A 12,854-nucleotide genomic window follows, 5' to 3' on the forward strand; every position below is an offset into this window, starting at 1 on the left:
TTTTTTTTCTTATGAGGTAATTGGTTTCATATTAAACAATTGCTTCAGTGTTTATGATTTTCCTATTGATCGCAGGTTGTTCAGGCGTTCCCTGTTGATCTGGAGTTCGAGCGCCTGTTCAGCAATGATCTTTCTTAAACGGATATTTTCTTCGATCAACAAGTTGAGTTCCTGTTGGGAAGCAGTATTCAGTGCATTTGAATTGAGCCTGTGCAGCGCTTCCAGCTTTATTCTCCAGCGCGACAAAACACTATATGAAAGATGGTGTTGTAGCAGGGTCTGTTTAATGCCCTCATCTTCTGCCTGCTTAAGTATAAGCAGTTTTTCCTCCACCTTGAACGACCTTCGCTGCTTTGACATGACATGCCTTTGAGTATTTACAGAATACCCGATTAAGGTTGGGTTGTTTTCCATCGGTCGATTTCATGACACGACAAAAAAGGTGGGCCTACGCGCATGCTTCAAATTTTCATTCCAAGTTGCGATCGGCCCGTTCCTTTCCCCGTCTTTAATATCTTAGTTTGTGGTTGAAATTTTTTGTGGTCCTATACTTATGACACTGCAAAAAGTGATATTCCGCCATTTCCGGTAAAAATTCACGGAAGTTTTGTTAGTCAGGGTACAAACGGCTGAATTCATTGCGGATGTTGGAAAGCGCCTGTCGAAGTTGCTTTTCTATTGTACTCGCCGGTTTTCCAAGAATTGCAGCAATCTGTTTGATAGTTAGTCCATGAATCCTGTTTAGCTGGAAAACCATGCTGCACTTATTAGACATGCCAGCGAGACTCCTGTTTAGCAAAACCTTCATTTCCTTGCAGGCGATCCGGCTGTTGACATCTTCGCCGTCTTCTGCACTGAAAAGACGGAAGCTTTGCATATGCCTCGAACGTAGTTTATTGTTGCGGTGGTAGTTAAAAATCCTGTTACGCAGACTCTGCTGCAGGTAGGGCAGGAGGCTCTTTTTATTGCGCAACTGGAATCCCTTGCAATACAAAGACACATAGAGTTCCTGCACGATCTCGGAAGCTGTATTCATATCCGAAACATATCCGTCGGCGAATTTGACAAGCGCCTTATAATATGTTTTAAACAACAGGCTGATACCCGCAGATCGGTCTGTGTAAATAAGGTCGATAATGGATTCATCTGATACCTGTTTTACGACGGCGGCAGTAAAATGCATGATTCTTGCAGATATAGGTGAGGAAAAGGTTTGGTCAGAATAGGGAACGGCATTAGCCAGATAAGCATCCAGGTGGCTGAATAGCTAAATTAATGATGCATTTGAACCTGATTTGTAACAGATTGACGCAAATTTCTGTAACAGGAAATATGACAATTATGCTTAATTGACAAGAGTATTTGCTAAATTAGTACAGACCCAGGATCATACACTGATTTGCATCCCTGTAAAAACCGGCAACAACAGGTTGGTAGCAGTAATAAATGCCCCCCATCTTCAACCCACGCCCTGTTGTATCACGTTGTAATACCAGTTTTATGCTGGTGTGTGGCCGTTGTATTGTGGCGTGGCTGGCTGTACTTTCAATTGTTCAATCTCAACTTTTCGCTCAGGAACTATCTCCTTCAAAACAATACTCTGTAACGCATTACACAGGTGAAAACGGTTTGCCGCAAAACAGCGTCCGCGGCATCTCTTTCGACAGTAGTGGTTATTTATGGATTGGTACCGAAATGGGTTTAACCCGTTTTGATGGACAACATTTCCGGCAGTTCAATACCGGACCCTCAAATGACCACAGATCAACGGCAATAGCCTTCCTCGGCAAAACGGGTTCAAAGCTGCTGCTTGCGACAACTGCAGGGAATTCTGTATACAGGTTAGACGCGGAAGGACCTATTCTGATGAAGGGCTATGATGCTTCCCTGCAACGATGGTTGCGTTCAGTCGCATACAACAGGATCTATGACCTGTATTCAGACTGTGAGCGGCTGGTAGAATCCGGTAGCCGGCCGTTATGGATTTTACCCGAAGCGAAACTGATGAACAGGTCGGCACAGAACAGCATAGCCTTCGTACGGAACAGGTACCTGTATTTTAATAGCATGATGGAACTGGTAGCCGCAGATACAGGCCTTGTGGAATTTGAAAAAGTTCATATTACCGGGCCACTCGCAGCTGAAATGAACAAGGGCAAAAGTGCCGAATTTGCAACTGGTCTCATTCTTCAGGAAAATACGCTTTATGTCAGATGGAAGGAGACGATCTACCGGCTTGATTTCCGGGAAAACAACCTGGTCACTGGCACCCCTGTTTTGAACGTTGGAGAAATTTCCAACATTACCTGCTTCCTTGAAGTACCCGACTCGGATATTTACCTGGTTGGAACGCTTTCAGACGGGCTCTATATATTTCAACGACAACAATTCTCTGCTGTATTGCTTGACCAGCCGGAATCCGAAGTCGTGTATGCACTGGCACCGCTCGGTGGAAACGGATTTTTAACCTGGAAAGGAGGCATCCAGCCGGGTAAAGTGTTTGATCTTCCCTCTGTTTATACAAGCCAGAGCATTTTACATACAAAAGACGGAAACTACCTCCTGAATCGTTGGGTAAACAAGTTAGATGCCGGAATCGTCGTTCTTGACAGTAACCTAAGGCAACGAACATATATCCGCGAAGACAATCTTAGGGTAAAAGCTTTCCTGGAATCCAATGACGGTAGCCGCTGGCTGGCGGCAGCCGGCCATTACCTGGGAAAACTCGAAAACAACAGAATCAAATGGTTGGAACCGCCTGAAGGTTTGCCTGCAAACTTCCCTGTACAGACAATTATAGAAGACAGCGCAAGGAATTTCTGGCTGGGAGGGGAACTGGGACTTGCCCGGGTGTGCAGGGAGACTAACCAGGCTGAAGTATTGGAAGAACTGAAGGGAATTGAAATAAGGCAGCTGTATGAAGACAGTCGTGGTACTTTGTGGGTCAGCACGTATGGTAAAGGTCTTTACGCAATATGCAATAGCAGATTGATCCGGCTTCCGACCGATTACAACAATCATCTTGCGTTTGCACATGCTGTGGTAGATGATGGAAAGGGATATTTCTGGATACCCACCAATAACGGTCTTTTCCAGGTCCTTGTCAGCGACCTTTATGATTATTTCAGGGATCCTGCCTTCATTCCTTATTTCCATGAATATGAGCGGACAGACGGTTTTCTTACAAACGAATTCAATGGAGGATGCACACCTGCGGGAGTGCGGTTGAAAAATGGCTTTATTGCGCTTCCTTCAATGAAAGGCATAGTGCAGTTCAATCCCGAAAAAATTTCTGCTCACTGCAGCGAGAATCCGATATATGTGGAAGCAGTTATCGGCGGTAATGTCGTGAGACCATACAATCTTCATGCGCTGCAGGTAAAGCCTGGTACAAGACGCATCCAGTTCATTGTGTCTTCCCCGTTTTTTGGCAATCCCCGCAATAACCTGGTGGAATATAACATCGAAGGTGTGGACTCCAATTGGTATCCTTTGCAGGATGACGGCATGATCCATCTCAACAAACTTCCCGCCGGAAACTATACATTGAACCTGTGTAAGCGCGTGAGGTTTGGCAGGGATAACCTGATTATGAAACAGGTGGCATTCGTGGTACTGCCAGCCTTTCATGAGACGCTTCAATTCTGGTTGCTGATGTCTGTGCTTACCGCATTGATTTTTTATGGATTGGCGTACATGAGATTCCACTACCTGGTGAAACAAAAGGCGGCACTGGAAGATGAGATCCGGAAAAGAACCGGTGAACAGGATAAACTCATTAATGAGCTATCTAAGAATGTACAGTTCCGGCAAAAGCTGGCCATGATCCTGACGCATGATCTTCAGTCCCCTATGAGATTCCTTGCCGATACAACGGAGCGGGTGATGAGAACAGACGTTCCCAGTGCAATGGATAAGGATGAGCTCGTGAGGGAAGTCAGCATAACCAGCCGTGCCTGCTATCATTTGATTGAAGAGTTCAGTACATGGTTGAGAACGCTTGACAAAGACTGGCGTCCGCAACAAAGTGAGATAATGCTCGACGAACTGGCCTATGAACTCTCCGGTTTCATATCGTCGCAGTTGAAAGATAAAGGCAACACCCTTCGAATGGATCACGACGCAGTCACAAGCCTCAAAACGGACAGGCAGCTGCTGAAAATCATCCTTCGGAATATCCTTGACAATGCAAATAAGGTCATGCGGAATGGAACTATAGACCTGCACGTCACCAACTTTAACGGTATTACCAGGATCAGGGTAATGGACACTGGTCCTGGGATCAGGCAGGAAATACTAGACCAGTTGAACCGCACCATCGATGCCGGCCCGGCCCCCGGGAATGTCACTTATTCAGTTCGGGGGAATGGCTTCCGTTTTATTATCGACTTCTGTAAACTGCTGAATATCCGGTTAACTATTGAAAACAATTCCTGGGGAGGCGCAACCATAAATTTATACTTATGAAGAGTATACTCCTTGCAGATGACCATGGTATTGTACGGTCAGGCATCCGGCTGTTACTGACTGATCATTTTCGTTTTGGCCGGATTGATGAAGCCAGTGCTGAAGAAGAGATAGCCCAGTGTGTCAAAAGGTGGAACTATGACCTGATGATGCTTGATATCAATATGCCAAACACCGATTTCCCGGGTCTAATGCATTGGTTACAGGCTGCAGCCCCAGCAATGAGGGTGATCGTTTTTACCATGCACAGTGAGCAGCTGTTTGGGGTGCATGCACTAAAATTGGGAGCTTATGGCTTTCTGAACAAGAATGCGTCCAATGAAGAGATCGTGACTGCAATCCGGAATGTACTGGAAAACCGGAAATATATCAGCCCTACGTTAGCCCAGCTGATAGCTGAAAACGAGACGGGAGGGCGGGATCTTAATCCATTTTCCAACCTTTCGCCCCGTGAACTCGAAATTGCCATGTTGCTGGATAAAGGGCACTCACTCCCCGAAGTATGCCATTTGTTAAATATCCAGTACAGTACCGGCAACACTTACAAGCGACGTATATTTGAAAAGATGGGTGTCACAAGCATTCTTGCCCTTACCCGGCTGTTCCAGCAATACAACCAGTAATATTAACTTTCCCTGTGCTTGTTATTCCACCGCTTTTCATATCTTTGCCCACTATTTAAGTTGGGAAAGCTAGGCGTGTTTCATATAAAGTATTGATAATCAACCTGTTTCGTTGGTGCCTCCGATGGGGGATAACGAGCAGGAATTTGTATGTTATACCTTGAACACCCATCTGGTAGGATCCATAAAACACAATCTGCAGTATATCTATGGCTATCAAAAAAGAAAATCGTCCCAAGTCCAATTTTTCGAAAATCACGATTGGACTGGCCTCACCTGATTCCATCCTGGAAAAGAGCTACGGTGAAGTGTTGAAGCCTGAAACCATTAACTATCGTACCTATAAGCCGGAGCGTGATGGTCTTTTCTGTGAAAGGATCTTCGGGCCGGTGAAGGATTACGAATGTGCATGTGGTAAGTACAAGCGCATCCGTTATAAGGGTATTGTATGTGACCGTTGCGGGGTTGAGGTTACCGAGAAGAAAGTGCGTCGTGAACGCATGGGCCACATTAAACTGGTGGTACCAGTAGTTCACATCTGGTATTTCAAGAGCTTGCCGAACAAGATCGGATACCTCCTCGGAATGAGCTCGAAGAAGCTGGAAAGCATTGTTTACTATGAGCGTTTCGTAGTAATCCAGCCAGGCATCCGGACCGACAAGGGACAGAATGTGGGAGACCTGCTGACAGAAGAAGAATATCTCGATATACTCGATACATTACCGAAGGATAACCAATATCTGCCTGACGAAGATCCGAACAAGTTCATCGCCAAGATGGGTGCTGAAGCTGTTCACGACCTGTTGCAGCGGATTGACCTGGACCAGCTGAGCTACGACCTTCGTAATGCTGCGGCTACTGAAACATCACAGCAGCGTAAGGCAGACGCCCTTAAGCGTCTGAGTGTTGTGGAAGCATTCCGTGATGCAAACAGCAGGATCACCAACCGCCCGGAATGGATGGTTATGCAATACATCCCGGTTATTCCACCGGAATTGCGTCCATTGGTTCCCCTGGATGGCGGTCGTTTTGCGTCTTCTGACCTGAATGATCTTTACCGCAGGGTAATCATCCGGAACAACCGTCTGAAGCGCCTTCTCGAGATCAAAGCTCCTGAGGTGATCCTCCGTAACGAAAAGCGGATGTTGCAGGAAGCGATCGATTCCCTGTTCGATAACAGCCGTAAGTCCAATGCCGTTAAGGCTGAAGGTGGCCGTGCACTGAAATCACTTTCAGATGTACTGAAAGGAAAGCAGGGTCGTTTCCGCCAGAACCTCCTCGGTAAGCGTGTTGACTACTCCGGCCGTTCCGTAATTGTGGTTGGACCGGAATTGAAAATGCACGAGTGTGGTCTGCCTAAAGACATGGCTGCTGAACTCTTCAAACCCTTTATCATCCGCAAACTGATTGAAAGGGGTATAGTAAAAACTGTTAAGAGTGCCCGCAAACTGGTTGATAAAAAAGAACCGGTGATCTGGGACATTCTTGAAAATATCCTGAAAGGGCACCCGGTTATGCTTAACCGTGCCCCGACACTGCACCGCCTGTCTATCCAGGCCTTCCAGCCAAAATTGATTGAAGGCAAAGCTATCCAGCTGCACCCGCTCGTAACGACAGCGTTCAACGCCGACTTCGACGGTGACCAGATGGCGGTTCACGTTCCCCTCAGCAATGCAGCAGTCCTTGAAGCACAGTTGCTGATGCTTTCTTCCCATAACATTCTTAACCCGCAGAACGGTACGCCGATCACCCTGCCTTCACAGGACATGGTACTCGGACTGTATTATATCACAAAGGGTAAGAAAAGCACTGAAACTGAAAAAGTGCGTGGTGAAGGAATGAGTTTCTATTCATCAGAAGAAGTGCTGATCGCATATAACGAAGGCAGAATCGATCTTCATGCAACCATCAAACTGCGTACAAACATGCGCAGCAACCAGGGAATACTCGAGCGCAAGCTCATCGAAACTACTGTAGGTCGCGTACTTTTCAACGTGTACGTTCCTGTCGAAGTTGGATTCGTAAACGCCCTGCTGACCAAGAAGAGCCTTCGCGAAATCATTGGCGACATCATCAAGATCACCAACGTTCCGAAAACAGCGAAGTTCCTCGATGATATCAAGCAGCTTGGTTTCCGTATGGCGTTCCGTGGCGGTTTGTCTTTCAACCCGCAGGATCTGATCATTCCTGAAGTTAAGGAAGAACTTCTTGAGCAGGCGAAAGTTGAAGTGGATGAAGTGTGGGACAACTACAACATGGGTCTCATTACAAATAACGAACGATACAACCAGATCGTTGATATCTGGTCAAGGGTGGATACCCGTATCACGGAGACCCTTATCCGTGAAATGCAGAATGACAAGCAGGGCTTCAACTCTGTTTACATGATGCTTGACTCAGGTGCGCGTGGTTCGAAGCAGCAGGTTAAGCAGCTCGCTGGTATCAGGGGTCTGATGGCAAAGCCGCGTAAGAGTGGTTCTACAGGGTCTGAGATCATTGAGAACCCGATCCTTTCGAATTTTAAAGGTGGTCTGAACGTATTGGACTACTTTATCTCTACGCACGGTGCCCGTAAAGGTCTGGCCGATACCGCCCTTAAAACTGCGGATGCCGGTTACCTGACACGTCGTCTTGTGGACGTTTCCCAGGATGTGGTGATCACTGAAGAAGATTGCGGAACACTCCGTGGTATTGCGACTTCTGCCCTGAAGGATAATGAAGACGTTATTGAACCACTGAAAGACAGGATCGAAGGAAGAAATTCCCTTCACAATATTTATGACCCGCTGAACGAGGAACTGATTGTCACAGCAGGTGAAGAAATTACCAATGATACTGCACAGCGGATCGAAGATTCAGGTATTGAAATAGTGGAGATCCGCTCCGTACTGACCTGCGAAAGTAAACGCGGCGTGTGTGTGAAGTGTTACGGTAAGAACCTGGCAACAGGATATACCGCACAAAAAGGTGATGCTGTTGGTATCATCGCTGCGCAGTCGATCGGTGAACCGGGTACACAGCTTACACTCCGTACCTTCCACGTGGGTGGTGTGGCAGGATCTGCTTCTGTTGAATCCTCACTTCTCGCCAAGTTTGACGGTACCATCCAGTTTGATGGTCTGCGTACCGTACTTACTGAGAATGCAGAAGGTGAAAAAGTCCAGGTTGTTATCGGTCGTACCGGTGAGATCAGGAACATGGATGTGAAGAATGACCGCCTGCTGAACGTGGTGAACATTCCTTATGGTGCAACACTCCAGGTGAAGGATGGCCAGAAAGTAGCCAAAGGTGATGTGATCTGCACATGGGACCCATACAACAACGTTATCATCGCGGAAATTGCCGGTGCTGTTAAACTCGAGAATGTAATCGAAGGTATTACCTATCGTGAAGAGGCTGATGAGCAGACTGGTCACCGTGAAAAAGTGGTAATCGAAACAAAAGATAAGACCAAGATTCCTTCTGTGAACGTAGAAGGCAAGGAGATCAAATCATATAACCTGCCGGTAGGCTCGCATATCATCATCGAAGAAAACGATGAAGTGAAAGCCGGGCAGGTGATCGTTAAGATCCCGCGTGTACTCGGTAAGCTTAGGGATATCACCGGGGGTCTGCCTCGTGTAACTGAACTTTTCGAAGCACGTAACCCCGGTAACCCTGCCATCGTTTCTGAAATTGATGGTGTGGTGACCTTCGGATCTATCAAGCGTGGTAACCGTGAGATCATCGTGGAAGCCCGTGACGGAGTAACCAAGAAATACCTTGTTCCGCTGACACGCCAGATCCTTGCACAAGACGGAGACTTCGTGAAAGCAGGGGTAGCACTTTCTGACGGACAGATTGCACCAAGCGATATCCTCAACATCAAAGGACCTTTCGCTGTTCAGGAATATGTGGTGAATGAAATCCAGGAAGTTTACCGACTCCAGGGTGTACGTATCAACGACAAACACATTGAAGTGATCGTTCGCCAGATGATGAAAAAGGTATCTATCGTAGATCCGGGAGATACCAAGTTCCTCGAAGACGATACCGTTGATAAGTTTGAATTCATCGAAGAGAATGACTGGATCTTTGACAAGAAGGTAGTAGCAGATCCGGGCGAAAGCTCAAGGCTGCGCGCCGGCCAGATCGTTAGTCTGCGCGACCTTCGTGAAGAAAACTCGATCCTCCGTCGTTCCGATAAGAAACTGGTTGAATACCGCGATGCGCAACCGGCGACTTCTCATCCACTGCTGCTTGGTATCACCAAAGCTTCACTCGGAGTACAGAGCTGGATTTCGGCAGCTTCGTTCCAGGAAACAACCAAAGTGCTCAGCACTGCGGCGATCCAGGGTAAAACTGACGATATGATGGGTCTGAAAGAGAATGTGATCACTGGTCACCAGATCCCGGCCGGTACGGGTCTGCGCGATTTTGAGAACATGATCGTGGGCAGCAAGGAAGAATATGAGCTGTTGCAGACTACACGTGAAGCGATGAATTTTGATGACGAAGAATAAGCAGCAACAACTGCCGTAAATAAAAGTGTCTGGCCCGCAAGGACCAGGCACTTTACTTTTACAACACCCCGTAAAACATACACAAAGCGTTAAATTTCAAAAGATTTTCACAGGGAAATTCCGCTTTCTGTATAAACCCCTTAATTTGCCAATAACAAACACTATTTCATGAAGCAACTTTCTTTAGTTCTCAGTGTGATTGCGACCCTTGTGAGCGGATTTCTTCTGGTTAAGCATTTCAGTAAAGGCGATACAGCAGCTACGCCTTCGCATACAGACGGTAGCGGTAAAACGGCTGCTGCAGAATTCAGGATTGCCTACTTTGATATTGATTCGCTGCAAAACAAATATGAATTCTTCAAGGATGCACTTGCACAGCTGAAAGTAAAGGAAGAGTCGATGAATAACGAGCTTTCTGTCCTTGAGCGGTCTTACCAGAAAAAGATCAATGAATGGCAGCAGAAAGGCGCCTCCATGAGCCAGTCAGAGGCAGATGCGGTTCAGCGTGAGTACGCGCAGATGCAGCAGAATTACCAGCAACGCAGGCTTACCCTCGAGCAACAGCTTGAGAACCTGAAGATGGACTATAAGAAAAACATTAAAACCAAGATCGAGGAATACCTGAAAGAGTTCAACAAGGACAAGGGATACTCGTATATTATTTCCTATGAGCCGGAACTGATGTTTTACAAAGACACAATCTACAACATTACCGATCAGCTGATCCAGGGACTGAACACTGCGTACAAGAAGAAATAATTCGGAAGGATTGTATATCTTACCGGATTATTAATTCTCTATGAGTCAGACTGGTTCTTCGTTCAAACCTACCCTTGGATTACTCGATGCAACGATGGTTGTTGCAGGTTCCATGATCGGATCCGGAATTTTTATTGTCAGTGCAGATATTACCAGGAACGTCGGCAGCGCAGGCTGGCTGATATTCGTTTGGTTGCTTACCGGGTTCATGACACTAACCGCAGCCCTTAGCTATGGTGAGTTGAGCGCCATGTATCCCAAAGCCGGCGGTCAGTATGTATATCTTAAAGAAGCATATAATCCTTTAGTAGGATTCCTCTATGGCTGGAGTTTCTTTGCGGTAATCCAAACTGGAACAATCGCAGCGGTAGGGGTTGCTTTTTCAAAGTTTGCTGCATATATTTTTCCTTCGCTGAGTGAAAACAATTACCTCATTGATACAGCTTACATCAGGGTTTCGGCTGCACAGTTGGTATCGATCCTGCTTATAGTACTATTAACTTATATCAATACAAGAGGTGTTAAGGAAGGTAAATGGATCCAGACAACATTTACCCTGGCAAAATTGCTTGCCCTGTTTGGCCTGATAATATTTGGATTTCTTCTGGGAGCAAAAGCCGGTATTTGGGATGCGAACTGGGCAAATGCCTGGGATTTTGGTAAGCTCGAACGTACAGAAGGCGGTAATGAACTCGTTTTTGTCGGTGAAGCGATCAGGAAGACCGACTATGCTACAATATTTGCCATCGTTGGCGCAGTTGCTACAGCCATGGTGGGCTCTGTATTCAGCAGCGATGCCTGGAATAACGTAACCTTCATCGCCGGCGAAATTAAAAGGCCGGAAAAAAACATTGGCCTGAGTCTGTTCCTGGGCACGCTCATCGTTACGGTCATCTACGTATGTGCGAACCTGATGTACACAGCAGTACTTCCACTTAATGAAATTGCTTTCGCAGAAAATGACAGGGTAGCGGTTGCTGCCTCACAAAATATATTCGCACAGGCAGGCACAATTGTTATTGCGATAATGATCATGATCTCCACCTTCGGTTGTAACAACGGGCTGATCCTCTCCGGTGCGAGGGTTTACTATACAATGGCGAAAGACGGATTATTCTTTCGCCAGGTCGGAACCCTTAACAAGAATGGCGTGCCGTCTAAAGGCTTGTGGATTCAATGCCTGTGGACCTGTATTCTGTGTCTGAGCGGCAGGTATGGCGAGCTGCTTGATTATGTGGTATTTGTAGTGCTGATCTTTTATATACTCACAATCATAGGAATATTCCGGCTCAGGGCAACCCGGCCTGACCTTCCCCGCCCTTATAAAGCATTTGGCTATCCTGTTTTACCCGCACTTTATGTGTTGCTGGCAACTTCAATGTGTCTTGCATTATTATTATCCAAGCCAAAGTATCCGTCTTTTGGCCTGCTGATTGTGCTTATAGGGATACCTGTTTACTATATCGCAGTAGCCAATAAAAGGAAAGACGTTGCTGTTTAAGTTAATTTTGCACCATGAATTTTGATCAGCTTTTCGGATCCTTTAATGATATAAGAGTTGCCGTGGTGGGCGATGTAATGCTCGATACCTACTGGTGGGGGCATGTGGAACGGATCTCTCCCGAAGCTCCGGTGCCGGTTGTGGCACTTGATAACAGGGAACTCCGGATCGGAGGTGCAGGGAATGTGGCTCTCAATCTTGTAGCTTTGGGTGCCAACGTTGACATTTTTACTGTGATGGGTGATGATGAAGATGGTAAAATGCTTGACCGGTTGCTTGCAGAAGCCGGGATCGGTACCTCACATGTAGTTTTTAGTGCCGATCGCAAAACAACCAATAAGACCCGTATCATCAGCCGGAATCAGCAGATGATGAGACTCGACAGTGAAACCACCCGGGATCTTGATCACCATGCAGAAACGCAACTTTTGCAGCGGATCTCCAGCTACCTGAAAGAAACGAAACCTGCCGTCCTGATATTTGAAGATTACAACAAGGGCGTGCTAACGGAAAACCTGATAACTGAAGTGATATCAGATTGCCGGAAGCAGGGAGTACTCACAGCAGTGGATCCCAAAAAAAAGAATTTCTTCAGCTATAAAGGCGTGGATATTTTCAAACCAAACCTCAAAGAAGTGAGAGAGGGTCTTAATATCCAGCTTGACCACGTAACACTTGATTCGATGAGGTCAGTACATGACCAGTTGCAGGATAAGCTTGATCACCGTATTTCATTTATTACCCTTTCGGAAAAAGGAGTTTTTTACCAGGACAATGGCCAGGCAGCTATTATTCCCAGTCATTTACGGAACATTGCAGACGTTTCCGGAGCAGGTGATACTGTAATTGCTGTCGCTGCACTTGTATTCGCCGCCACTGGGAAAGTGGAGTTATTCTCCGAGATCGCAAATATTGCGGGAGGACTGGTTTGTGAGGAAGTGGGCACGGCAGCCATCAGGAAAGAGGTATTGCTGAGCGAATGCAAAATGTTGCTGTCATAAC

8 protein-coding genes are annotated in these 12,854 nt (G+C 46.5%); 6 read left to right on the plus strand and 2 right to left on the minus strand.

Going from position 1 to position 12,854, the window contains the following annotated elements; genetic code table 11:
• Window positions 1-51: 51 nt before the first annotated feature.
• Entirely contained in the window at window positions 52-360 is a 309-nt protein-coding gene (locus OI18_RS05405) for a hypothetical protein (RefSeq protein ID WP_152616735.1), read from the minus strand.
• A gap of 250 nt (window positions 361-610) precedes the next feature.
• Complete coding sequence (locus OI18_RS05410) at window positions 611-1,183, minus strand: RNA polymerase sigma factor (RefSeq protein ID WP_039137836.1); 573 nt, start codon at window positions 1,181-1,183, stop codon at window positions 611-613.
• Between the two features lie 263 nt (window positions 1,184-1,446).
• Between OI18_RS05410 and OI18_RS05415 the strand changes: the two genes are divergently transcribed.
• The 6 genes from OI18_RS05415 to OI18_RS05440 all read left to right on the plus strand — a co-directional run bounded on the left by OI18_RS05415 (window position 1,447) and on the right by OI18_RS05440 (window position 12,853).
• On the plus strand, window positions 1,447-4,467 hold the full coding sequence (locus OI18_RS05415) for a sensor histidine kinase (protein WP_082037862.1): 3,021 nt from the start codon (window positions 1,447-1,449) through the stop codon (window positions 4,465-4,467).
• The gene (locus tag OI18_RS05420; RefSeq protein ID WP_039137838.1) at window positions 4,464-5,090 is read left to right on the plus strand and encodes a response regulator; all 627 of its coding nucleotides are present in this window, start codon (window positions 4,464-4,466) and stop codon (window positions 5,088-5,090) included. The genes OI18_RS05415 and OI18_RS05420 overlap by 4 nt, the downstream gene beginning before the upstream one ends.
• Window positions 5,091-5,299: 209 nt before the next feature.
• Window positions 5,300-9,592, plus strand: coding sequence for a DNA-directed RNA polymerase subunit beta' (gene rpoC / locus OI18_RS05425; protein WP_039137839.1), 4,293 nt, complete (start codon window positions 5,300-5,302; stop codon window positions 9,590-9,592).
• A gap of 168 nt (window positions 9,593-9,760) precedes the next feature.
• A complete protein-coding gene (locus OI18_RS23635) occupies window positions 9,761-10,351 on the plus strand; it encodes an OmpH/Skp family outer membrane protein (protein ID WP_052272889.1) in 591 nt (196 codons plus the stop codon).
• Window positions 10,352-10,391: 40 nt separating this feature from the next.
• Window positions 10,392-11,852, plus strand: coding sequence for an APC family permease (locus tag OI18_RS05435; protein WP_039137840.1), 1,461 nt, complete (start codon window positions 10,392-10,394; stop codon window positions 11,850-11,852).
• Between the two features lie 14 nt (window positions 11,853-11,866).
• A complete protein-coding gene (locus tag OI18_RS05440; RefSeq protein ID WP_039137841.1) occupies window positions 11,867-12,853 on the plus strand; it encodes a bifunctional heptose 7-phosphate kinase/heptose 1-phosphate adenyltransferase in 987 nt (328 codons plus the stop codon).
• Window position 12,854: the final 1 nt, after the last annotated feature.

It is taken from the genome of Flavihumibacter solisilvae (assembly GCF_000814475.1).
Taxonomy (GTDB): domain Bacteria; phylum Bacteroidota; class Bacteroidia; order Chitinophagales; family Chitinophagaceae; genus Flavihumibacter; species Flavihumibacter solisilvae.

Excerpts from the sequence above, each read along its gene's own strand:
- OI18_RS05405 (WP_152616735.1), bottom strand. The coding sequence starts at position 360 with ATGTCAAAGCAGCGAAGGTCGTTCAAGGTGGAGGAAAAACTGCTTATA.
- OI18_RS05410 (WP_039137836.1), bottom strand. The coding sequence starts at position 1,183 with ATGCATTTTACTGCCGCCGTCGTAAAACAGGTATCAGATGAATCCATT.
- OI18_RS05415 (WP_082037862.1), top strand. The coding sequence starts at position 1,447 with ATGCCCCCCATCTTCAACCCACGCCCTGTTGTATCACGTTGTAATACC.
- OI18_RS05420 (WP_039137838.1), top strand. The coding sequence starts at position 4,464 with ATGAAGAGTATACTCCTTGCAGATGACCATGGTATTGTACGGTCAGGC.
- rpoC (WP_039137839.1), top strand. The coding sequence starts at position 5,300 with ATGGCTATCAAAAAAGAAAATCGTCCCAAGTCCAATTTTTCGAAAATC.
- OI18_RS23635 (WP_052272889.1), top strand. The coding sequence starts at position 9,761 with ATGAAGCAACTTTCTTTAGTTCTCAGTGTGATTGCGACCCTTGTGAGC.
- OI18_RS05435 (WP_039137840.1), top strand. The coding sequence starts at position 10,392 with ATGAGTCAGACTGGTTCTTCGTTCAAACCTACCCTTGGATTACTCGAT.
- OI18_RS05440 (WP_039137841.1), top strand. The coding sequence starts at position 11,867 with ATGAATTTTGATCAGCTTTTCGGATCCTTTAATGATATAAGAGTTGCC.